The following is a 21,597-nucleotide window of genomic DNA, read 5'->3' as shown; positions in this document are numbered from 1 at the left end:
GGGTCTCGCTCAGGATGCCGCTTTCGGGGGTTGAGGGATGTTGTGCTTGTGAATAAGGCGCATCGCCCCGGTGCGATCACGCGTATCGAGGGCGTCGACGAGATCGACGTCGAGTTGGTGGAGCTCAGCGAGATACTCCGCCAGTGGTTTCCGGCCGACCGGCTGATCGGAAGCGGTAGGCGACTCGACCACCTCCAGCAGACTGAGGTAGATCGACTTCAGGATCGCGTTGGGGCTCACCCGGGCGATCGCGGCGTGCAGTTCCCCGTGCGCTCGGACGAAGGCGGTTGCGTCGCCGTCGTCGGCGGACTGCCGCATGGCGCCGAGGGCAGTGCGCATGCGGGCGATGTCGACGGCGGAACTGTGATCGAGTGCGTACTCGATCAAAAGCGGGTCGAGTGCGTCCCTTACGCGGACGACGTCGGCGAAATTTCCTTCCGCCGCACCGCGGGAGAGGATGGAGTCGCCAAGACGAGCAATGGGGGTCCGTGCGGCTGCGAACAGCCCCCCGCCGGGACCTGACCGGACGGTGATGACCCCACGGGACTGCAGGATGCGGAGGGCCTCGTTGAAAGTACTCTTGGCCACGCCACACTGCTCCTGAAGTTCCTTCTTCGTACCCAGCCGCGCCCCCTGAGGTGCCCGTTCCGCGAGTTGACCGATCGCCAGCGCAGCCTGCTCGGGACGGCTCAGCGCCGCATCCTTCAGCATTCGCTGCGCAAGATCGGTCATCGTGCCTCCGCTTATCGTGTGGTTCCATCTTTCCGCACCAATCATGCTCGACAGCGATCGAAACGACTCGGATCGTGACGGTGAGGTCGGGTTACAGGATCGTGCACATATTGACGATGCTCAATACTCAAAACCGGAGGAACGGCCGACAACATGCAGGAGGCAACTCGCGATGTCGTGACGTCGATGCTCGTTGGAACCGATGCCACCCAGTCGGGCGATAAACTCCCGGCCGTGTCGTAGGCGTCGGGAACATCGACAAATGGGCGGTCACGGCCGAGTCGCGTAAGCGAGTGCCACCGCCACCCACTATGGATGGATGGCTCGTTCGGCTTCCACTTCGGACAGTCCGACCCACCCCGGCACTCTTACCGGCCCACGCGCGACTTCGTACGACGCGCCCACCTGGAGCAAGGTGGCCTCGGCCAGCGGCCGGCCGATGAGTTGCATTCCGATCGGCAGCCCGTCGGACGACATGCGGACCGGCACGGACAACGCCGGCAGGCCGGTGAGGTTCGCCGGGGACGAGAGACGGACGTAGGTGTCACTGATACCTTCACTGCTCCCGTCGGGCCAGTCGATGGTCTCCTGACCCGCCCGCGCGGCTACCGATGTCACGGTCGGTGCGGCAAGCACGTCGATGTCATCGAACAGATCCGCCCAAGCCTGACGGATCAACGCGCGGGATCGTTGCGCCCGGAGGTAGTCGGTCGCGAGGAGGTGTTGCCCGGCTTCGAGGAGGATACGGACGTCGTCCGAATACAGTTCAGGGTGGCGGTTCAGTGAATCCTGATGGTAGGTCGCCGCTTCGGAAACCATCAGACCCCATTGTGTGGCTTGCACGAGGTGGGTGAGCGGCAGTTCCACCTCGACGAGGGTGGCACCGAGCCCGGCGAGTGTGTCGATCGCTTCCAGGACGTGCGCCTGCACATCGGGTTCGACGTTGTCGAAGTAGTAGTTCGTGGGGACACCTATTCGGACGTCCGTCAGGTCCCTCCCCGAATCGGGAACATAGCTACCCTCGGTGTGCCGCAGGCTGGCGGGATCGCGGTCGTCGTATCCGGCGAGGGCGTCGAGGGCCACCGCCGCATCACGCACGGTGCGGGCGATCGGGCCGACGTGATCCAACGACCACGAAAGTGGGGCGACGCCGGTGCGGGAGACCAGCCCGAAGGTGGGCTTGAGTCCGACGACACCGCAGAGCGCGGACGGAATTCGGATCGAGCCTCCGGTGTCGCTGCCGAGGGCGATCCCCGCGATCCCTGCGCTGACCGCAATGGCCGATCCTCCGCTCGAGCCACCGGGCACGCGGTCGACGGCCCACGGGTTCCGGCTCTGCGGGGTGATAGTTCCGAAAGCGAATTCGTGCGTGTGGGTTTTGCCCAGTGAGATCGCGCCCGCCGTCTGCATCTTGCGCACGGTGGTGGCGTCGCGGTCGGGAACGTGGTGTGCCCGTACCGCGGAACTGGACGTGGTGAGCACGCCGGCGGTGTCGAAGAGATCTTTGATCGCGATCGGAATGCCGTGCAGCGGTCCGCGATATCGGCCTGCGGCGATGTCCGATTCGGCGATCGCCGCCTCCTCCCGCGCCGCGTCGGCCGTCACCGTGACGAAGGCGGACAGGTGTGGGTCGACGCGGTCGAGGTGATCGAGCGCGGAGTCGATCAGTTCGATCGGTGACAACTCTCGGCTGGAGATGGCGTCGGCAGCGGCGGTGAGGTCCAGCTCATGCGGTTGCATCGGGTGTTCCGTTCTGCGGGTGGGTGAGCGCGACGAAGGAGAACGCCGGCGGAGTCTCCGCGTATTCGACGTCGTCGAGAGCGCTCAGGACACCGCGGATCCCCATGACGGTGGCCGCCACGGCTTCGGCGTGCTCTCGATTTCGGTGTTCGGAATGTGTGGTCACGGGGAAGTCCTTGGTTGTGGGTGAAATGCCTACGGGATCGCGGCGGCCGAAACGAGCACGAATCCTGTTGCGGTGCTGCGCACGCGTCCGCCGGTGGGGTGAGTGAAATGGCTACCGAGCAAGAGAATTTCGGTGTCGGCGATAGTCGACAGGATCGTCTCTCGTGTGCGTTCCGACAGAGCCGGGTCGACGTCCACTCCGCAGCACAGGCGCGGGTGGGCGAGCTGGATGGGGTGGTGGAGGAAGTCCCCGGTCACCAGTGCGGTCTCGCCGGCGGAGCTGATCCGGACCGACACGTGCCCCGGAGTGTGTCCGGGAGTGGGGATCAGTTCGACTCCGTCGGCGACCTCGACAGGTGTCTCGGCGTCGACGAGTTCGTATTGACCGGCCCGGCGGACCGGGGTGATCGAATCGGCGAACATTCGCTGCTGGTCTTCGCTCAGCGCTGCCGCCGACCAGTAGTCCCATTCGGTGCGAGCGACGAGGTAGCGGGCATTCGGGAAGGTCGGCTCCCACTGCCCGTCGCGCAAGGTGGTGTTCCACCCGACATGATCGCGGTGGATGTGCGTGTTGATCACGAGGTCGACCGAATCCGGATCGAAACCGGCGTCGCCCAGTCGCGGCAGGTAGTCGCCGTCGAGGTTGTTCCACGCCGGGTTGTCCCGGACCTTGCCGTTACCGACACCGGTATCGATGACGATGCGGGTACCGCCGATGTCCACGACGAAACTGTGCACCGACAGGCGGATGTCGCCGCCGTCGTCGGTGGCCGACGGGTCCAGCCACGGCTGGCCGGCAACGAGTTCGGCCGTCGCATCGGGCAGGAGCCAACTGCCCTGCCCCTCGAGTACGACTTCGTCGACGCGACCGATGGTCGCGTCCCCTACCGTCCAGTGCGCTGATGTTCCGGACACGATCAGCTCCCCACGCCCGCGGCGGCGGCCTGCCGGTCAATGGTGGCGTTTCGGTGCCAAGTGTCCGGTGCCGCGAGCAGGTCCGCCAGCCGGTGTGCGCACACAGCCAACAGTTTCTCGCCCTTGTCGGCGGTGGCGAGTCGTGCGTCGCCGGCCACGCCGGATTCGGTGATCTCCTCGAAGGAGCGCCAGAGGTAGACGGGGACGTTGTCGGATTGCAGGCCGCATTCGGGGCCGTGTGCGTCGGAGAGGCGGCCCAGGACCACGAGTTCGGGGTGCGCGGCGAGCATCATCGACGTCTCCCCCTCACACGCGTGCATCACACCGCTCTGCCCCTCCAGGATGTCCGCGACGTCGTCCGCCGCCGCGGTCAGGTACGTCGTCACGGCGATGGTGACGGGCAGTTCCGCGGTCAGTTCGTTGACGATGGCATTGAGCGCCGAGATGTTCCCGCCGTGCCCGTTCACTATCGCGATCCGGGTGAATCCGGCGCGCATGATCGACCGGCAGACGTCCCGGAGCACCGCGTGGTAGGTGGGCAGGCTCAGGGTCAGAGTGCCGCCGAAACGCATGTGGTGTTCCGCTAGTCCCCACCACAGTGTCGGTGCGACGACGACGGAAAGGCTCTCCGCCAGTTGGGCGGCGACTCTGTTCGCCGCCTCGGTGGCGAGCAGCGCGTCCACCCCGGTGGGCAGGTGCGGGCCGTGTTGTTCGATCGATCCGACCGGGAGCAGTACCAGCCCGTCGCGTCCCGCCCGCTCTCGCAGTTGCTCCGCGGTCATCTTCTCCCAGGAGTGCTCCATGTCGCCCTCGTCCTCCGTAACGCTGTCAAGCCTCGACCAAAATTAGATTGGACTGTACAGTACACCGCTATCGGTAGTGGCTGCCAGAGCCTGCCGTGCCCGGCGACGACCATTCGCTGTCGTTTCGCACGAACCTCATCGAGGAGCCCCATGGATACACACGCCACCCGCCCCGGCGTTCCCTTGACCATCGCCGCCCGGCTGAATCGCCTCCCGGTCACCCGGCGGCACAAGAAAATCATCGCCATCATTGCGTTGGGCAACTTCTTCGAGATCTACGAACTGTTCCTCGCCGGTGTACTGGCGGCCACCTTGAAGACCAAGTTCGCGCTCACCGGCTTCGACCTGTCGCTGGTGCTGGCCTCGGCGTTCGTCGGCGCCTTCGTCGGCGCCGTCCTGATCGGCCGGATCGCCGATCGTCTCGGCCGCCGGCGCGCGTACATGATCACCCTGGGCCTGTACTCGGTGTTCACGCTATTGGCCGCCTTCTCCACCGATCTGTGGATGCTGGTGCTGTGTCGCTTCATCGCGGGCGTCGGGCTCGGCGGCGAGCTGCCCGTCACCGACTCCTTCCTCGGCGACATCCTGCCGTCGAAACGCCGCGGCTACTTCGTGGCGTGGGCCTTCACGCTCTCGTACACCGCGGTCCCCGTCGTCGGGTTCGTCGGCATGATCGTGGTCGACGCCAGCCCACTCGGGATCGACGGCTGGCGATGGATGTTCGCCCTGGGTGCGCTCGGCGCCGTGATCACCTTCGTCCTGCGGCGGCACCTACCGGAGTCGCCGCGCTGGCTCGAATCCGTGGGCCGGACAGACGAAGCCGAAGCCGTCACCCGCGAACTCGAGGATGCCGCACGTACGGAGGGCTGGGCCGCCCCGGCCGAGGACGAGGCAATCTCTCCCGTGAGCACCGGACCGGTGAGCGCGTCCGCGATGCTGCGGAAGCCGCTGTTGCGCCGCACCATCACGATGGCGATCGTCTGGATTCTGGCCGTCGTCGGGTACCACGGATTCAGTAGCGTTGCGACGCTCGTATTGACGGGGAAGGGAATCAGTGTCACCAATTCCCTGCTGTATGTCTCGCTTGCCTTCGTCGGATACCCGGTCGGCTCACTGTTGTCGATGCTCGTCATGGACAGGTTCGAACGGAAGTGGCTTCTCGGTGGCTCGCTGGTCGCGATGGCCGCGCTCGGCCTGGCCTACGGAAATGCCGTCACGCCGGTGTGGATCGTGCTGTGGGGTTTCACGTTCACGGTGATCGCGAACCTGATGTCGAATGTCACCCACGTGTATCAGCTCGAGCAATACCCGACCGCCATCCGGACCACCGCCACAGGCCGACTCTATTCACTGGGACGCCTGTCGACCGCCGCCGCGCCGCTATACCTGATCCCCATGCTCGAACACAGCGGCGCCGGAGCGGTATTCACCCTCGTCGCCGCAGCCCTGGCCGTTGCGGCGGTCGTCACCGTCGGGTTCGGTGTTGCCACCACCGGGCGGACCCTCGAGGAGATCTCGCCCGGCGACGCACCGACGGCAGTGGTCAACCCGCGAACGGCGCGTACCGCGCCATGAACGTGGCGACGGACTCCTCGACGATCTCGTCGGCGGGCGGGAGGTTGGTGACGAATTCGCCGACGCCCATAACCTGAGGCCACAACGTCACTTCCTGGAGCAAACCGAAAAACTGGTGGGCGGCCAACTCGGTCGAGCGGCATTCGATGAGGCCGTCGGCGGCCAATCGATCGAGTTGGCCGACCAGCGCTTTCAGCAGAGGCTCCTTACCTGCCCGGTAGAACTCCTCCGCAATCCACGGCAGCCGCCGCGACTCGGCCACCACCAGGCGGATGAATCCCACCTGGTCGGTCTCGCCGACGAACGCGAGGATCGCCTGGGCGAAGCGCCTCAACACAGCTTCCGCCGACCGAGGTACGCCATCCACCAGATCGTCGACGCGCCCGGTCTGCAACTTCGACCAGTGCCGATCCACCATCGACCGGAACACCGATTCCTTGCTGCCGAATCGGTTGTATAACGTCTGCCGCGCCACTCCCGCCGACTTCGCGATCCGATCAAGGTTGACCCCCGCGTATCCGTCACGCAAGAAGAGCGCCTGCGCGGCGTCGAGAATCTTGCCCGTCGTCTCGGCCGAAGTAGCCGCGCCTTCTGCCGGTTTTGCCACGCCAAGCCTCCCTACTGCAATGCGAGCTTCATACTCGTCCCCCGCTTCGCGGGTACTGTACTGGACAGTACAGTACAGGGTCAATGGCGGATAGCGGCAGAAGAAAGCCCGGCATGCGGGTCCGTACGCTCTGCGTGCAACACGGTTAGGGGCGCTGACTCTTCCCCTGCTCGACTACCCAAGCAGCAATCTGGGCGCGGGAGGTGAAGCCTAGCTTGGCAAGAACGTGTTCGACATGCCCCTGCGCTGTGCGTTGTGCGATCACAAGCTCGCCAGCGATCGCCTTGTTGGTGAGACCCTGAGCGATGAGACCGGCAACCTCGCGTTCTCGTTTCGTCAGGCTGATCCGGTTGCGAGGTGAATCAGTGGGCGCATGCACGTGTTCGTCGATGGCATAGGTGACGGCGTCCGCGCATAGTGCACGTGCTCCGCGGCGGAAGGATGCTGCGAAGGCTCGGTCGCCGAGGGCGGAGCGGCTCTGTCGTTCGCACTGCTGGTGAAAAACGACCATTCCTGGAAGGTGGACGGTGGGGCTACCGACCGCATTCCATCGTGAGTGGGCAGCCCCCATCAATACTGCCGCGCGCTGCGTCCGACGTTCGCCGGCGGCGATCCAGGCCAACCCTTCTAGGCACCAAGCGGACGCAAGTGGGTCATCGACGACACGAAGACTTCGCAGGCTCTGTTTGAGGAGATCCGCCGCTCGAGCCGTTTCCCCCGACCGCCACCGGGCCAAACCGAGAGCCCACAGGGCGTAGATCCGGTAGACCTGCTCTTGGCGTGGTTCGGTCACAGCAAGTATTTCTGCGTGGCAGGCAACGGCGCGGGTGAAGTCTCCGAGCAGGCAACGTGCGAGCCCGAGTCCTTGCAACGCACCAATTCTGAAGAGGAGACCATTGTGATCCGCGTGGAATGCCGCGAGAGCGTTCTCGAAGGCCGCGACTGCTTGACGGTGATCACTCTGGTGAAGAGCCAACTGCCCGGCGGTGTACGCGACAAACCCGTAGATGTCGGTATCACCGGTGCCCTCGGCAATACCGCGGAGTGAGTCGAGCAGGGAGGCGGCTTTCGGCAGGTTCCCTTGCCTGTCAGCGAGGACACTGTCCGCGCAGAGGGCTTTCGCCAGATCTACCGTGGGCTTTCCATCGTGCAGGTTCAGCGATTGGTCCAGCCATCGTTGCCCCTCGGTGAGGAGTCCACGGCAGAACCAGAATGGGTACAAGGCGGCACTGATCTCGAGTGCCGCAGTTTCCTCACCCCGGACAGCGAGACAGAAGCTGATCGCGTCGCGTAGGTTGGGCAGTTCCCGAGTCAGCCGTGCAATCCACTCCCCTTGCTGAGGGCCAATCCATTCGGCCTCCGCACGCAGCACCAGCTGCCGGTACCAATCTCGATGTTTGCGCTGAAGGGGCTCGTGGTCGGCGGCCTTCTGCAGCTTCTCCCGCCCGTAGTCCCGAAGTGTGTCGAGCAGCCGATACCGCACACTGTGACCGGGTTCCTCCCGAATCAGTATCGACTTGTCGATCAGCGAAGCAACGACGTCCAACGTGGTCTCTGGAGCCGTTTCGCTGGCGCAAATACTTTCTGCCGCATCCAGTTCGAAACTACCGGCGAATACCGAGAGTCGGCCCCACATGTCACGTTCTGCTACCGAGCACAGGGCGTAACTCCAGTCGATGCACAACCGCAGCGTCTGCTGTCGTGTGGGAGCCCTACGGGTTCCTGCTGTCAGCATCTGGTAGCCGTCGGAGAGTCGCTGGAGGATCTGTTCAGCAGACATCACACGCATTCGTGCCGCCGCCAGTTCGATCGGCAATGGAAGGCCGTCCAACCGCTGACAGATCTGCGTAATTGCAACCCGGTTCTGCTCGGTGAAGCCGAATTCGGGCACTTCGGCGACTGCTCGCTCCGCGAACAGCGTTATGGCGTCGTATCCGGGGAGCCCTTGAAGGGACGGAGCGTGGCCGGTTCCGGGAACTGCCAGCGGTGGAATCCGCAATACGACCTCACCGCCGATCCCGAGTGGTTCACGACTCGTTGCAAGGATTCGAAGTTCGGCGCAATTTCGCAGAAGAGTCTCCGCGAACTCTGCGGCCGCATCGACTAGGTGTTCACAGTTATCGAGAACCAGCAGAAACCGCTGATCCGCGAGATGCTTTATGAGAAGCGGGAGGGCGGCGGTCGGTGATTGCTCATACAGTCCCAGGTCCGCCGCCGCCGCGTCTGCGATCATTGCTGAATTCTGCAGCTCGCCCAGTTCGATCAACCAGAGTCCGTCGAACGCCCGCCGCGCAGCCGCAGCAACTCGCAGAGCCGTCCGTGTCTTACCGACCCCACCGATCCCAGTCAGGGTCACCAACCGCGACTTCGCCAACTGTTGTTTGGCATCGGCAATTTCGCGGCGGCGTCCCACGAAACTCGTGAGTTCGAAGGGCAAATTTCCAGTCTTGCAACGAACGGCGGGGGGCATCACATGCTCACTCTCAAACAATCCCCCGTCGAATTTCGGCACCCCGGGACTGCCGCACTCAGCCGATCATCACCACCTTCCTGTGTCGGCTTCGTTGCCAGCGCAATTACACGCTGAGACCGGACAGCGTCCAGGCTGGTTTATCTTGCTGCCTGGACATTCGGCGCTATAGGTCCGAATGCACCATCCGGTTGTCTTCGTCGGTCGTGTCAGTCAGGTCAGAGTTCGAACTGTGCCGCGGAGCGAGTGACGAGGTACGGGCGCGCGAACTCGGTGATGATCGCTTGATGCTGCGGATGGCTCGTATAGGCCTCGAGCGCGGTCGTCGAGTCGAAGGTGGCGGATATGGCGAAGTCCGCGTTCGACTCGTGCAGCCCGAGATCGATGCCGCAGGTGTACGACACTATCCCGGCGCGGCCATCGACGAACTCGGTGAGGCGTTGTTCGAGTTGCGGCATCACCTCTTCGGGGAGGTCGGCGGTGAAGCTCAGCGTGACGATGTGGCAGATCGGCATCTGCGGTCCTTTCTATTTCACGATCGAGAGGCCGGCGCGTTCGATGAGCATCGGTGCGACGTCCGGTCCTGCGGTGAGGGTGCCGTGCTCGACGGCTTCGGCGATGTCGACCACGGCGCTGTTGACGGGTGCTGTGCCACCGAGTCGGAGTTGTTCACGTACGACGTGACCGTTGATCTCGTGGACCTCGCTGCGGCGGCCCTTGAGCCAGTCCTGGAGGACGGTGGTCTTCTGGCCCGGGATCGAGTACACGTCGTGCACCACATCGAGCAATGCTGCGGCGAACCGGTCGGGTTCGGTGAGGTCGGCTTCGGTCATCCCGATGATCGGCCGCAACGTGTGCCCGAGTTGCAGGGCTGTTCGCACTGCTTCGTTTCCGGCTTCGATCATGAGGTCGTGCATGCCCGGGACCTGAATAGCTTCCATGACGGTCATGTTCAGGACTGCGGAGGTGACCAGTTCGGTGCTGTTGGCGACCAGCTTCATCCATTTGGAGGAGCGGATGTCGTCGGATACTTCGACGCGCCCGGCGTGGGCCAAGATTGCGGCGATGTCGGTGGCGCGTGCGTGGGCGCGTTCTTCGATGCCCCCGACCGCGAACCAGGACTGTTCGCGGGGGGTGTCCCGGTTGACGATGCCGGGCTCGAACATGTTGGAGGCTATTTCGATGACGCTACCGAGGGTGCGGTGGGCGCCGAGGACGTCGGCCATCGGGTCGATGGTCATGCCGTTCTGGATGCCGACGACTATTCCGTCGTCGGCGAGGACGGGTTTGACGAGTTCACTGGCCCAGCGGGTGTCGTAGGCCTTCATCAGGATCAGGACGACGTCGAATTTGTCGCGGAAGGTGGCGACGTCGCAGAGGTTGAACGCTCGGACCGGGGTGCGTTCGGTGCAGTGGGGCATCCGCACTTCGACGCCTCGGGTGCGCATCGCCTCGACGTGTTCGGGCCATTGCTCGATCAGGGTGACGTCGAGTCCGGCTCGGGTGAGGTCGGCGCCGATGGAGGCGCCGTTGGCTCCGCTGCCGAGTACGGCGATTTTGGTGTCGCCCATTGCTATCTGCCTTTTCTGGTCACTGGGTCATCGAGTGGGTGCCGGCCATCAGTCCGGCGAGGTCGTCCGGGTTGATGAACGACGGTGGCGGCGGTGGTCCCCAGTTGAATAGGCCCTTGGCTCCCTCAAGAATTTCGGGTGTCCATAGCTGGTCGTCGACAATGCAGTCCATGTCGGAGAAGTACTCGCTGAAGTTTCCGGCCGGGTCTTTGAGGTACCAGAAGAAGTTGCTGCCGGCGTGGTGGCGGCCGAGTCCCCAGACGTGCCGTTCGGGGTGGTCTTCGAGCATGCGCTGGGCGCCGCGACCGATGTCGTCGATGTCGTCGACCTGCCAGGAAGTGTGGTGCAGATACGTCACCGGCGATTCGAGGACCAGCAGATTGTGGTGATCGTTCGAACAACGCAGGAACGCGCCTTTGCCCTTGATGAAGTCACTCGCGCGGAATCCGAGTCCGTCGACGAAGAATCGGGTCGAGGCGGCCAGATTGGTTGTGCCGACGACGGCGTGGCCGAGCTTGCGTGGATGGACTCGGTCGGTTCGCAAAATGCCTGGGGCCCGGCCGGTGCGATCGATCCGGCCGGGACCGTTGTATGCGGTGGCGGGCACGGTGGGCTGGGTTCGGCGTGGCGCCACCTGCAGCGTTGCCGTCACCCCTGTCGTGAGGTCGACCGAGGTCAATGCGTGGGCAGTCCGTTCGAACTCGATGTCGAGCCGGTGCAGGTTGTGGGCCACACGATCGAGGTCCTCCTCGTCGTCGACATCGACTCCGAGCTCGATCAGCCGGCGGGTCGGTGCGCCGGTCACCTGGAGCTGCCGACCCCCGTCGGTGGTGCGGAACCATCCGTCCGAGTCGGGGGTGAGGCCGAATTCCTCGTAGTAGCTCCGTGTTTCATTCACGTTGGGCACGCCAATGATCACGGATGCAAGTCGATGCAGTGACATCAGTTCTCCTCGTCGATGCCGACGTACCGTGCGGTGGTGGCGTCGGATTGCTGGTGGTGGAGTGTTACTCGGACACTCCGTGCTTGGCGCACAGTTCGGCGGACCATCCCTCGACCGGGCTCACCTGGAAGCGCTCGAGCAGCGCTGCGCGTGCCTGGGCGTCTCCGGAGGCGGTGACTTCGGCCATGCCGGCGAGGTATTGGTCGAAGTTCCCTGGGCTGGTGATCTCGAGCATTTCGACGTCCACCGCACCGGAGTTCCACACCGCGTGGGGTAATCCTTTGGGACGGTAGACCGTCTCACCGGCGGAGGCGGTCCATTCCTCGTCTCCGACGCGCACGCCCAGTTCTCCGCTGAGAACCACGATGACCTGGTCTTCGTTGACGTGGATGTGTGGCCAGAACAGGCTGCCTGCTTTCACGGTCTGCCGGACCACGCAGTACGCACCGCCGACCATGTCGCCGGTGATCTCGAAGGTGGTTTCCAGCGGGCCGGCCAGCACGGTGGTTCCTCGAACGATGTCGCTCACGTCGAACTCCTCGAAGTCTCGTCTCGTCGTGACAGTTCACTGCCATTGACTATGTTCGAAGCCTATTGCTATTTTCGAAACATGGCAAGCATTACGTTCGACGGTTCGAGTGCGCCATCCCGCCCAGACGGCGACCGGGACCCCGGCCTCCGTTCCTCGACATCCAGGAGAAATTCATGAAGATCGCCAGCATCGGCGGACGCCTGTCACTGGTGACCGGACCGAGCACCGCCGTCGACGTCAACAAGGCCAGTGGAGGCGTCTTCGATGCCGACCCACAGTCGATCTACGAGCGGTGGGACGAGTTCACGACATGGGCAGCGACCACGGAGCTGTCCGAGTCGATCGAGTTCGCCCCCACCGACCTGCAGGCCCCGGTGCCGACGCCGCGCCAGATCTTCGCGATCGGTCTCAACTACCGCGACCACGCCGACGAGTCCGGTTTCACCGTCCCGGAAGCGCCCACGGTGTTCACCAAGTTCGTCTCGTCTGTGACGGGGCCGAACACCACCGTGACCCTGCCTGCCGATGGCAACACCGACTGGGAGGTGGAGCTGGTCGCCGTGGTCGGCCGCACCGCCCACAACGTCCCTGAAGCGGAGGCGTGGTCCCATGTCGCAGGGCTGACGGTGGGACAGGACCTGTCCGAGCGCAAGGCACAGTTCGTCGGCCCGGTGCCCCAGTTCAGCCTTGGCAAGTCCTTTCCCGGCTTCAGCCCGACCGGGCCGTGGGTAATCACGCTCGACGAGGTCGACGACCCCGCCGACCTCGAGCTCGGGTGCACGATCAACGGTGAGCAGATGCAGCTCGGTCGCACCCGCGATTTGCTCTTCTCGGTGCCGAGCCTGATCGCGAAGCTCTCGGCGATCGTGACCCTGCTTCCCGGCGACCTGATCTTCACCGGAACCCCGGCCGGCGTGGGCATCGGCCGGGACCCGAAGGTGTTCCTCCAGCCCGGCGACACCTTGGTGAGCTGGGTAGACGGCATCGGCACACTCACACAAACGATGACATCCGCCTGATCCACACGGCGCAGATCGCCCACATCACTACGAGCACAAGGAGTTTGGCCATGCACATTTGGTCCATCGATATGGAGTCTGTTCCCGAACACCGCGGGACCGCGACCACCAAATACATGATCCCGAAAGAAGCGCAGGAGTCGGAGACTACCGGCACGTACATGGCCCTGGCCGGGGTTTTCCAGGTGCAGGCCGGCGAGGAACTCAAGGCGCACCAGCACCCGACTCACGAGTACTGGTTCGTCATCCAAGGTAAGGGCGTGATGCAAATCGCCGACGAAGCCCGCGTCATCACGGTCGGCGACCTGATCTACACCCCGCCAAACACCCCGCATCAGGTAATCGCGGACCCATCCGGCGACTTCCGCGCCTTCGTATACGCGCTCGGCTACCCCGGCCAGGGATCGCAGCACATCGACGTCGACCTCACCCCGGTCGCGCTCACCGAGTGATCCGGCGGGCTCGCATCGGCTGACATCCACCGCGAGCCAGCCCAGGACACTGCCCGATGGCCACCACACCGAAGTGGCCATCGGGCATTCTTATTCGAAAATGCTAGTAATGTTCGATTGTGATAGGGTGTCGCGATGAGCGAGAAACGTACGCGGCAGCAGGTCGCCTACGACGCTCTGCGCGCGGACGTTCTCTCGGGCCGCCTCGAACCCGGCCAGAAACTTCCGTTCGCAGAGATGTGCGAGAGGTATGGCACCAGCGTCGGCGTGATACGAGAGGCACTGACCCGCTTGGTGGGCGAGGGCCTGGTACAGAGCGTCCCGCAGATCGGGTTCACCGTGACGCCGCTCTCGCGCAGCGACCTGCTGTGGCTGACCGACGCGCGGTGTGAGATCGAGATCCTCACACTCCGGCGGGCGATCCGCGACGGCGACGTGACGTGGGAATCGTCGGTTCTCGCCATCCACCATCAGCTCGAGCGGTGTCCTCAGATGGATCCCGACGATCCTGCACGTTTCAACGAGCGGTGGGCACAGTTGCATGCCTCGTTTCACGAGACCCTGCTCGCCGGCTGTGAGAATCCGCGGCTTCGCCGGACCGCGTACGATTTGCGTGCCGCCGCCGAGTTGTACCGGCGCTGGTCGGTGCCGCTCGGGCATTCTTCCGATCGCGACATCGCGAAGGAGCATCGCGACATCGTCGAGGCAGTCCTCGCCCGGGACACGGAGTTGGCAGCGGCATTGCTGCACCGCCATATCTCCTTGACCACGGAATTCCTTCTGTCGACGGACAGCTCGATCGCCGACTGACCGCTTCCTCCGACAACGAACATACGAGAGGGCCCGTCCGGTGCGGACGGGCCCTCTCGTATGTTCGTTGTCGGTCAGGTCCGCATAGCCGCGACCGCCGGGGTCCAGCTCGCCAATTCTCCGAGCATGGCGTCGGCAGACGCAATGAGAGCCTCGGTCGGTTCGAACCCGCCCTCATCGGTGATGAGCTTGCCGACGAAGGCGATGTTCACCGAAGAGAACACCGGCACCATGCTCAGCGTGGTGAGGACTTGTTTGAGCATCTGAACCGCCCGGGTTCCGCCGGCGATCCCACCGTAACTGACGAAACCCGCTGCCTTGTACTGCCATTCGCTGTAGAGGTAATCGATGGCGTTCTTCAGGGCGGCGTTGAATCCGTAGTTGTACTCCGGGGTGACGAAAACGAACGCGTCACCGCGGGCTATCACTTCGCTCCATCGTTTGGTGTGGGCATGCGCGTATTGCCCGAGCCTGGGATGCGCCGGCTCGTTGAACATGGGCAGGTCGATCTCGGCGAGGTCGACGATCTCGACCTCGAAGCCGCCGTGGTCGGTGGCATGGCGAGCGAACCACTGCGCGACCGGAAGTCCGACGCGGCCCGGCCGGGTGCTGGCAACGATGATCTGAAGAACGGGCAAGGACACGGGATCTCTTCCTGGATATGGTCGTTCCGCGGAGGCAGGTGCCCAGGCGGAGTCGGGGTGAAGGCCGGGGCCAGCTAGCTGGCCGGGGTGCCGGCGTGGTCGGAGAGGAAATCCATGAGCGCGGCGGTGGTCTCCGCGGGACTTTCCTCGGGGTTGAAATGGCCGCCGGGTACCTCGACACCGACGATGTGCGGAGCGAAGGTGCGGCGCCAGACATCGACAGTGGATTCCGGTGCCTTACCGAGGAACGCCTCGCCCCAGATCACCAGCGCCGGGCACGTCACGGCCCTGCCCGCAGCGAGGTCTGCGCGGTCGAGTTGCGGGTCGATTCCGGCGCCGGCGCGGTAGTCCTCGCAGTAGGCGTGGATCCGTGCAGGATCACGCCAGTCGCTCCGATACTCGTTCATCACGTCGTCGCCCAGTTCGTCGACCGTTCCGGAGGCGGTGTGGGCGGCGACCAATTTTTCGAGCAGGTCGGGAGCCATCGCGTCCTCAGCGTCGGTCCCCTCGGCGGCGAACACCCGCCAGTGCGGGGTGAAGTTCGGGTCCACCGCCATGTTCTCCCAGATCACCGGGGTCGGATAGTTGTCGCAGATGACGAGCGCGTCCACCGCCTCCGGGGTGTCGAGGGCCAGCCGGTATCCGACGAGGGCGCCGCGGTCGTGGCCGACCACCGAAAATCGGTCGTGCCCGAGCGCTGCCATGAACGCAACGACCTCAGCGGCCATCGTGCGTTTGGAGTACCCCACATGCTCGGGGTCGCCGGGAGCTGCCTGCGACCGCCCATACCCCTTGAGGTCGAGGCAGACGACCCGAAATCGGGTAGCTAGGGTCGGGGCCACCATGTGCCAGCACAGGTGTGATTGCGGGAATCCGTGCAGCAGCACGACAGCGGCGCCGTCTGCGGGGCCGCCGACCCGGGCGAACAGCTCGACGCCGTCCACCGTGGAAGTCACGGAGTCGAATCCGGGAAAGAAGTCGGTCATTGCATGCTTCCTGTCAGCTCTCGAGCAGGTCATGTTGTTGGTGGTCGACGAACGAGGCCAGGTGATCGAACGCCGGCCGGGTGTTGCCCGCGGGACGGAGCGGGTCGACGGTCCATCCGGTGCGGTCCGCGAGGTGGTCGCGTGAGGTGGTCAGGCGCCGCCGGATCGCGTCGATGTCCGCGCCGACGAGATCCCGCCGCCATTTGCGCAGCCGCCCGGCGATGAACACGGTGTCGACGTGACTGGCGTCGACACCCTGCACGATCGTCCCGATCGCATTGTTGAGGGGCATGTTGGTGATGTCCTCGGCCCGCAGCGCGACGATGTCCGCGGCACGTCCCGGTGTCAGTGAGCCGGTCACCGCGCCGAGGCCGTTGTCGCGGGCCCCTTGGACGGTGGCGAACTCGAGGACATCCCGGTTGGTGAGCATCTCCGGGCAGTCGGTGTCCCCGCGGTAGCGGCGCATCGCGGTCCCCATCCGCTGGGTCATCAGGGTCGAGCGCATCTGGGTGAACATGTCTCCAGCGAGGGAGATTTCGACGTCGACGCTCAGGCTGGGGCGGATACCGTGGTCGAGGGCGGTCTGGATCGGAGGCAACCCGGTCGCGATGCCGATCTGCTCGTCCGAGGTCGTCGCCAGCGTGACGTGGGTGCCGCTGGCGGCGAGCATCCTCCACACCTCGTCCGGAAGGTCGGTGCAATGAATCAGGGTGACATCCGGGCCTAGCAGGCCCTCGCGGGCGAGTTCGCCGATCTCGGGCGCGGCACCGGCTCCCAGCACTCCGTCGAAGGTGATGCCCAGGCCCTCGCTCCGGGCGATCGACAGCAACTCCCGCACCGGACGGACCCGGCTGATGTCCAGGCCCATACGGATACTGTGGCGTGAATCCGCTGCGCCGCAGTGCCGCTCACGGATCCTGGTGAGGTCGGCCGGCCACTGCTCCTCCCACGCGCCGGCGTTGGGGGCGGCCGAGGCGTGCACCGCGCGGATGCCCGACTCACGGTAGGCGTCGAACACCGCATCCGAGTGCGCGCCGCTACGCGAATTGTGTGAGAAGTCGACCACGGTGGTCACGCCCTGGTCGATCGCGCCGAGGGTGGTGGCCAGAACACTGATGTGCATGTCCTCGGGCCGGTAGTGCATGGCCATACCGCCGTGCGTGGTGGCGACGTAGGTGTCGAGATCGGCGTCGGCGATCAGCCGACGGAACGCGTTCTGCCAGCAGTGCCGGTGATTGTCGATCAATCCGGGCATCACGATCATCCCGGCCATGTCCACGATGACGGCGTCGGGACCGGCGACGTCGAGCAGGTCGGGGCCGATCCCGGCGATCTGCTCGCCCTTGATCAGCACGTCGCCGGGGTGCAGGTCACCGATCTCCGGGTCCATGGTGATCACGGTGGCGCCGCGCAACAGGACGGGGCGACCGGCTCCGGTATCGCTGCGTTCGCCGGCGAGGATGCGCGTGCGCAGATGCGCGGCCTCGGAGTCGGTGATGTCGTAGTACGCCCGCGGCGCCGGTCGCTCGGTGATCATTCAGACTGTCCCGTCCACATCGAGGTGTAGATGTTCTTGAAGTCGAAACTCGGTTCCCAGTTTCCTTCGGCCGGAAGGTTGTGGTCCTTGTCGAGGAAGACCCAGCCGCCGCCCTCGCTGGGCAGTGACTTGGGATCCTCGCCGGCAAAAACGCGGTTCAGGGTGTTCGCCAACCCCCACGAGGCGAGCTCGTACGGTACGGGGGTCTCTGAAGTCTGCCGCCCTTCTCGCACCAAGTCGAGGTTCAGACCTTCACCACCGGCCGTGATGCCGCGGAAACCGGACTGTTGCAGTGCGCTCTGCAGGCCCAGGCCCATCAGCGAATCGATGCTGAAGGAGACCGCGGCCGCGTCCTTGTTCTGCAGCAGCGCCGAGTTCCAGACCGCGGTCGCTTCCTTCGGCACCTGCGAAAAGGTGAACGGAACGTCGACGATCTCGCAGGCGGGGCAGGAGATCTTCATCTGGTCGATGAAGCCCTCGTGCGAGTAGGCGTGCGGGCGCTGCGAGGTCTCGTGGATCTCGAGCACCTTGCCCTGGCCACCGAGCAGCGCCGCGAGATACTCGGCGCGTGCACCGCCCCAGGCCCGGTAGTAATCGGCGACTTTGGTCGAACCCATGACGTTCAGGCTCGCGGTGAACAACTCCTCACCACCGCCGAAGGCGGGATCGTCACAGTCGATGGAGGTGTATTGCACCACGGGGATCCCCGCGGCCCGCGCCTCTTTCAACCCGGAGTTAATGCCGGGACAGTCGAGCGAGAACAACGCGATCCCATCCACGCGTGCCGCGACCGCCTGCTTGATCAGGGAGGTGGCCACCGACGGGTCAGCCTTGCTGTCGACCAGGTTGGTGTTCCAGCCGAGCTGTTTCGCGGCATCGGTGAAGCTGGAGGCCAGGATGGAACAGGCCTGGTAGGACTGCCCGCAGGAGATCACCCAGACGTTCTTTCCGGGCTGGGCCACCGGCCCGGTGCGGGTCGGTTCCTGCATCGCGGTGCCGTCGTATCCCGCCTGCAGAGCCTTGGCCTGCTCGGGGGTGAGGTCGGCGTTGACTGTCGAAGTGTCCGGTGTATCCGAACCGACGGTGGTGCAGCCGGATACGAGAGCGAGCGCCGCGGCACCCGCGGCGAGGGCGCGCCCCGCGGCGAGGAGCCGGCGGGACCGGCCCGTACGCGGCGCCGTCCCGGCTCGTGAGAAGTACTTCATGGGGGTCTCCATCGACAGCGCTGCGGCAGATCCGCGCGCGGGCAAGACAGGGAGCTTCGCACCCTGTGCTGGATTGAGTCCGACCGCACTGTGGCCGGACTCACTTTCTAGCACGTCATTTTGATAACAACAAGTACTTTCGAAATCTTGACTTACCTTCGATTCTGTTTAAACTCGTTGGTGAGGCGCGTCACTGCTATCGCCAGGCGCGGCCCAGAACACAGACTGCTCCGCTTCGAAAGTTCCTCTACCTACCTGGAGTACGGCACCATGACTGCACCCCCTGCCGCCACGGAGAACAGGCGAGTCGCCGTCTCCGTCGAGAATGTGTCGAAGACCTTCCCCGGCGGACGAGCCCTCGACCAGGCGACGTTCGACATCCGCGCCGGCGCAGTCCACGGACTGGTGGGCGGTAACGGCAGCGGCAAATCGACCCTGGTCAAGTGCCTCGCCGGTGTCCAACCCGCCGATCCGAACGGTGGCACCATCACCGTCGGCACCACCACCGTCGCCGCATCGGAGGTGACCCCGTCCTGGTCGCGTCACGCGGGCCTGCGTTTCGTCCACCAGAATCCCGCGGTGTTCGCCACCCTCGATGTCGCCGAGAACCTCGCCGCAGGTGAACCACTGCCGCTCCGCTACGGCCGAGTCGACCGAGCCGCGCTGCACTCGCGTGCGCGGACGCTGCTCGACTACTTCGACATCGACATCGCGACCACCGCGACGGTCGGCGATCTGCGTCTGGCCGATCAGACGATGATCGCGATAGCCCGGGCACTGCAGGATCACGTCACCGGGCGGGCACCGGTGTCCGCCATCGTGCTCGACGAGCCGACGGCCGCACTGCCCGAGGAGGAAGTCGCCGTGCTGCTCGACGCGGTCCGCAGGGTCGCGGCCGCCGGCGTCGCCGTCGTCTACATCAGCCACCGTCTCGACGAAATCCTGACCCTGTGCACCGACCTGACCGTGCTACGCGATGGTCAGCACATCACCACCACGACCACCGACGGTCTCACCGAAAAGACACTGATCTCCCACATCGTCGGTCGCCCCCTCGACGAGGTCTTCCCCAAGTCCAAGACCCGCAGCGCTCTCGGCCCGGTCGTCGCCTCCCTCCGAAATGTGTGCGCCCCCGGTGTGCGCGGCGTCGACCTCGATGTCCACGGCGGCGAGATCCTCGGGATCGCCGGCCTTCTCGGGTCCGGCCGCTCGGAACTATTGCAAGTTCTGTTCGGCAGCAATCCCGCGTCAGCCGGGACCGTCACCGTCGACGGCGACACCGTTGCCATCCCCTCCCCGCGCCGCGCGATGGACCTCGGGATCGCGTACGTGCCCGAGCACCGCGACCTGGAAGCAGCGTTCCCCGATCAGACCGTGGCGCAGAATATCTCGGCGGCCAGCCTCTCCGCGGTCAGCACCCTCAACCGACTCAGCCGACGACGCGAACGCACCTTGGCTCGACGGTCGATCACCGATTACGCCATCCGCACCCGCAACGACAGCGCGTTGATGTCGTCCCTGTCCGGCGGCAATCAACAGAAGGTGATCCTGGCCCGCTGGATGAGCCGATCCCCGCGCCTACTGCTTCTCGACGAACCCACCCAGGGCGTCGACGTCGGCGCCCGCACCGACGCCTACGCCCTGATCCGCCGCGCGGTCACCGCCGGCGCCGCGGCCATCCTCGTCAGCTCCGATTTCGAGGAACTCGCCGATATGTCCGATCGCGTCCTGGTCCTCGACAACGGACGCATCACCGCCGAGGTCTCCGGACACGACCTCGACCGACACACCCTCACCGAACTCGTTTTCACCACCAAGGAGCAGTCAGCATGACCACCGTCGAGCCGACCCTCGAACACCCCTCCCCCACCGAACCGCGGCCGACGACGACACCGACCACTGCCCGCTCCGCGCTGTCGAGCACACTCGAAACGTTCGGGCTGCCACTGCTGTTCATCCTCGTCGTCATCGTCTTCACGATCCTGCTACCGCAGACATTCGCCTCCAGCGGCAACTGGCGGACCATCGCCACCTCACAGTCGGTCCTCGCCGTCGTCGCCATGGCTCTGCTCTTCCCCCTGGTGACCGGCCGGTTCGACATCTCCGTCGGCGCCAACACCGGACTGTGCTCGATCGTCGCCGCCGCCATCATGGCCGACTTCGACCTCCCCGTGATCGTGGCCATCGCCGCGGCCGTCCTGGTCGGCAGCACCATCGGAGTGATCAACGGCCTGCTGGTCGCCTACCTGGGCATCAACTCGATCATCACCACCCTCGGCGTGTCCACCGTGATCGGCGGCATCGTCCAGGCCTACACCAAAGGCATCCCCATCAGCGCCGGCCTCTCCCCCTCGCTGACCGGGCTGAGCAACCAACTGTTCATCGGCATCCCCGTGCTCTTCGTGCTCATGCTGATCATCGCCGCCGTCGTGTGGTTCGTCCTCGAACAATCCGTCCCCGGGCGCAACCTCGCTTCGGTCGGCTCGAGCGAAAAGGCAGCCGCACTGATCGGACTCCCGGTCCGGCGGACGGTCCTGCTGAGCTTCGTCGCCGCGGGCCTGCTCGCCGGAATCGCCGGCGTCCTCCAGATCGCCAGCCAAGGCAACGGCAACCCACAGGTCGGCGGCATCGGCTTCATGCTGCCCGCGCTGGCGGCGGTCTTCTTGGGCGCAACCACCATCAAACCGGGCACCTACAACCTGATCGGGACCGTGATCGGACTCTTCTTCGTCGGCACCGCCATCAGCGGACTGTCCCTCATGGGCGTCGAACCGTGGATCACGGACGTCTTCAACGGCATGGCAGTCATCATCGCAGTCGGACTGTCCGCGGTCTTCCGCCGCCGACGCACCGGCGCAGCAGCCATCGGCCAGTAAGCACCACCGACAAAT

Annotated in this window: 21 protein-coding genes; 6 read left to right on the top strand and 15 right to left on the bottom strand. The window is 65.0% G+C overall.

Going from position 1 to position 21,597, the window contains the following annotated elements:
- Positions 1-9: 9 nt before the first annotated feature.
- From QM841_RS38845 to QM841_RS38825, 5 genes are all read right to left on the bottom strand, one after another.
- Positions 10-732: a FadR/GntR family transcriptional regulator gene (locus QM841_RS38845; RefSeq protein ID WP_283336125.1), complete on the bottom strand. Its 723-nt coding sequence runs from the start codon at positions 730-732 to the stop codon at positions 10-12.
- A 309-nt stretch (positions 733-1,041) separates the two neighbouring features.
- Positions 1,042-2,472: an amidase gene (locus tag QM841_RS38840; protein WP_283336124.1), complete on the bottom strand. Its 1,431-nt coding sequence runs from the start codon at positions 2,470-2,472 to the stop codon at positions 1,042-1,044.
- Positions 2,459-2,638 carry a hypothetical protein gene (locus QM841_RS38835; RefSeq protein WP_283336123.1) on the bottom strand — a complete coding sequence of 60 codons (180 nt, stop codon included), beginning with the start codon at positions 2,636-2,638 and terminating at the stop codon, positions 2,459-2,461. Before QM841_RS38835 ends, QM841_RS38840 begins: the two co-directional genes overlap by 14 nt.
- A gap of 29 nt (positions 2,639-2,667) precedes the next feature.
- Positions 2,668-3,552 carry an MBL fold metallo-hydrolase gene (locus tag QM841_RS38830; protein ID WP_283336122.1) on the bottom strand — a complete coding sequence of 295 codons (885 nt, stop codon included), beginning with the start codon at positions 3,550-3,552 and terminating at the stop codon, positions 2,668-2,670.
- 2 nt (positions 3,553-3,554) lie between these two features.
- Positions 3,555-4,355, bottom strand: a complete 801-nt coding sequence (locus QM841_RS38825; RefSeq protein WP_283336120.1) for a creatininase family protein — start codon at positions 4,353-4,355, stop codon at positions 3,555-3,557.
- A gap of 150 nt (positions 4,356-4,505) precedes the next feature.
- Here QM841_RS38825 and QM841_RS38820 point away from each other — a divergent pair, with 150 nt between their 5' ends.
- Positions 4,506-5,930: an MFS transporter gene (locus QM841_RS38820; RefSeq protein WP_283336119.1), complete on the top strand. Its 1,425-nt coding sequence runs from the start codon at positions 4,506-4,508 to the stop codon at positions 5,928-5,930.
- Here the strand turns inward: QM841_RS38820 and QM841_RS38815 are convergent.
- The 6 genes from QM841_RS38815 to QM841_RS38790 all read right to left on the bottom strand — a co-directional run bounded on the left by QM841_RS38815 (position 5,899) and on the right by QM841_RS38790 (position 12,050).
- The gene (locus QM841_RS38815; protein WP_283336117.1) at positions 5,899-6,537 is read right to left on the bottom strand and encodes a TetR/AcrR family transcriptional regulator; all 639 of its coding nucleotides are present in this window, start codon (positions 6,535-6,537) and stop codon (positions 5,899-5,901) included. The two genes, QM841_RS38820 and QM841_RS38815, sit on opposite strands and share 32 nt — an antisense overlap.
- A gap of 145 nt (positions 6,538-6,682) precedes the next feature.
- Positions 6,683-9,049, bottom strand: a complete 2,367-nt coding sequence (locus QM841_RS38810; RefSeq protein ID WP_283336116.1) for an ATP-binding protein — start codon at positions 9,047-9,049, stop codon at positions 6,683-6,685.
- Positions 9,050-9,225: 176 nt separating this feature from the next.
- Entirely contained in the window at positions 9,226-9,522 is a 297-nt protein-coding gene (locus QM841_RS38805; protein ID WP_283336115.1) for a Dabb family protein, read from the bottom strand.
- A 12-nt stretch (positions 9,523-9,534) separates the two neighbouring features.
- On the bottom strand, positions 9,535-10,578 hold the full coding sequence (locus QM841_RS38800) for a ketopantoate reductase family protein (protein ID WP_283336114.1): 1,044 nt from the start codon (positions 10,576-10,578) through the stop codon (positions 9,535-9,537).
- Between the two features lie 19 nt (positions 10,579-10,597).
- Positions 10,598-11,521: a VOC family protein gene (locus QM841_RS38795; protein ID WP_283336113.1), complete on the bottom strand. Its 924-nt coding sequence runs from the start codon at positions 11,519-11,521 to the stop codon at positions 10,598-10,600.
- Between the two features lie 64 nt (positions 11,522-11,585).
- The gene (locus tag QM841_RS38790; RefSeq protein ID WP_133988261.1) at positions 11,586-12,050 is read right to left on the bottom strand and encodes a cupin domain-containing protein; all 465 of its coding nucleotides are present in this window, start codon (positions 12,048-12,050) and stop codon (positions 11,586-11,588) included.
- Between the two features lie 176 nt (positions 12,051-12,226).
- Here QM841_RS38790 and QM841_RS38785 point away from each other — a divergent pair, with 176 nt between their 5' ends.
- The 3 genes from QM841_RS38785 (at position 12,227) to QM841_RS38775 (ending at position 14,334) form a co-directional block, all read left to right on the top strand.
- Positions 12,227-13,072, top strand: a complete 846-nt coding sequence (locus tag QM841_RS38785; protein ID WP_133988262.1) for a fumarylacetoacetate hydrolase family protein — start codon at positions 12,227-12,229, stop codon at positions 13,070-13,072.
- A gap of 50 nt (positions 13,073-13,122) precedes the next feature.
- A complete protein-coding gene (locus QM841_RS38780; RefSeq protein WP_133988263.1) occupies positions 13,123-13,524 on the top strand; it encodes a cupin domain-containing protein in 402 nt (133 codons plus the stop codon).
- A 135-nt stretch (positions 13,525-13,659) separates the two neighbouring features.
- Entirely contained in the window at positions 13,660-14,334 is a 675-nt protein-coding gene (locus tag QM841_RS38775; RefSeq protein WP_133988264.1) for a GntR family transcriptional regulator, read from the top strand.
- 74 nt (positions 14,335-14,408) lie between these two features.
- Here QM841_RS38775 and QM841_RS38770 read toward each other — a convergent pair whose 3' ends face one another.
- The 4 genes from QM841_RS38770 to QM841_RS38755 all read right to left on the bottom strand — a co-directional run bounded on the left by QM841_RS38770 (position 14,409) and on the right by QM841_RS38755 (position 18,706).
- Entirely contained in the window at positions 14,409-14,978 is a 570-nt protein-coding gene (locus QM841_RS38770) for an NADPH-dependent FMN reductase (RefSeq protein ID WP_283336112.1), read from the bottom strand.
- 74 nt (positions 14,979-15,052) lie between these two features.
- Positions 15,053-15,964, bottom strand: a complete 912-nt coding sequence (locus QM841_RS38765; RefSeq protein WP_283336111.1) for an alpha/beta fold hydrolase — start codon at positions 15,962-15,964, stop codon at positions 15,053-15,055.
- Positions 15,965-15,977: 13 nt separating this feature from the next.
- On the bottom strand, positions 15,978-17,501 hold the full coding sequence (locus QM841_RS38760; protein ID WP_283336109.1) for an amidohydrolase family protein: 1,524 nt from the start codon (positions 17,499-17,501) through the stop codon (positions 15,978-15,980).
- Complete coding sequence (locus QM841_RS38755) at positions 17,498-18,706, bottom strand: sugar ABC transporter substrate-binding protein (protein ID WP_283336108.1); 1,209 nt, start codon at positions 18,704-18,706, stop codon at positions 17,498-17,500. The genes QM841_RS38760 and QM841_RS38755 overlap by 4 nt, the downstream gene beginning before the upstream one ends.
- Positions 18,707-18,976: 270 nt before the next feature.
- Here QM841_RS38755 and QM841_RS38750 point away from each other — a divergent pair, with 270 nt between their 5' ends.
- Together QM841_RS38750 and QM841_RS38745 are read left to right on the top strand one after the other, a co-directional pair.
- Positions 18,977-20,539, top strand: a complete 1,563-nt coding sequence (locus tag QM841_RS38750) for a sugar ABC transporter ATP-binding protein (RefSeq protein WP_283336107.1) — start codon at positions 18,977-18,979, stop codon at positions 20,537-20,539.
- On the top strand, positions 20,536-21,582 hold the full coding sequence (locus tag QM841_RS38745) for an ABC transporter permease (protein ID WP_283336106.1): 1,047 nt from the start codon (positions 20,536-20,538) through the stop codon (positions 21,580-21,582). Before QM841_RS38750 ends, QM841_RS38745 begins: the two co-directional genes overlap by 4 nt.
- Positions 21,583-21,597 lie beyond the last annotated feature (15 nt).

Source organism: Rhodococcus sp. IEGM 1307 (genome assembly GCF_030056915.1).
GTDB lineage: Bacteria > Actinomycetota > Actinomycetes > Mycobacteriales > Mycobacteriaceae > Rhodococcus_F > Rhodococcus_F opacus_D.
This window is presented reverse-complemented; position numbering and strand designations above follow the sequence as displayed.

What these genes read in the sequence shown, in the direction of transcription:
- QM841_RS38845 (WP_283336125.1), bottom strand. Translation starts at nt 732, where the DNA reads ATGACCGATCTTGCGCAGCGAATGCTGAAGGATGCGGCGCTGAGCCGT.
- QM841_RS38840 (WP_283336124.1), bottom strand. Translation starts at nt 2,472, where the DNA reads ATGCAACCGCATGAGCTGGACCTCACCGCCGCTGCCGACGCCATCTCC.
- QM841_RS38825 (WP_283336120.1), bottom strand. Translation starts at nt 4,355, where the DNA reads ATGGAGCACTCCTGGGAGAAGATGACCGCGGAGCAACTGCGAGAGCGG.
- QM841_RS38820 (WP_283336119.1), top strand. Translation starts at nt 4,506, where the DNA reads ATGGATACACACGCCACCCGCCCCGGCGTTCCCTTGACCATCGCCGCC.
- QM841_RS38805 (WP_283336115.1), bottom strand. Translation starts at nt 9,522, where the DNA reads ATGCCGATCTGCCACATCGTCACGCTGAGCTTCACCGCCGACCTCCCC.
- QM841_RS38800 (WP_283336114.1), bottom strand. Translation starts at nt 10,578, where the DNA reads ATGGGCGACACCAAAATCGCCGTACTCGGCAGCGGAGCCAACGGCGCC.
- QM841_RS38795 (WP_283336113.1), bottom strand. Translation starts at nt 11,521, where the DNA reads ATGTCACTGCATCGACTTGCATCCGTGATCATTGGCGTGCCCAACGTG.
- QM841_RS38785 (WP_133988262.1), top strand. Translation starts at nt 12,227, where the DNA reads ATGAAGATCGCCAGCATCGGCGGACGCCTGTCACTGGTGACCGGACCG.
- QM841_RS38780 (WP_133988263.1), top strand. Translation starts at nt 13,123, where the DNA reads ATGCACATTTGGTCCATCGATATGGAGTCTGTTCCCGAACACCGCGGG.
- QM841_RS38775 (WP_133988264.1), top strand. Translation starts at nt 13,660, where the DNA reads ATGAGCGAGAAACGTACGCGGCAGCAGGTCGCCTACGACGCTCTGCGC.
- QM841_RS38765 (WP_283336111.1), bottom strand. Translation starts at nt 15,964, where the DNA reads ATGACCGACTTCTTTCCCGGATTCGACTCCGTGACTTCCACGGTGGAC.
- QM841_RS38760 (WP_283336109.1), bottom strand. Translation starts at nt 17,501, where the DNA reads ATGATCACCGAGCGACCGGCGCCGCGGGCGTACTACGACATCACCGAC.
- QM841_RS38755 (WP_283336108.1), bottom strand. Translation starts at nt 18,706, where the DNA reads ATGAAGTACTTCTCACGAGCCGGGACGGCGCCGCGTACGGGCCGGTCC.
- QM841_RS38750 (WP_283336107.1), top strand. Translation starts at nt 18,977, where the DNA reads ATGACTGCACCCCCTGCCGCCACGGAGAACAGGCGAGTCGCCGTCTCC.
- QM841_RS38745 (WP_283336106.1), top strand. Translation starts at nt 20,536, where the DNA reads ATGACCACCGTCGAGCCGACCCTCGAACACCCCTCCCCCACCGAACCG.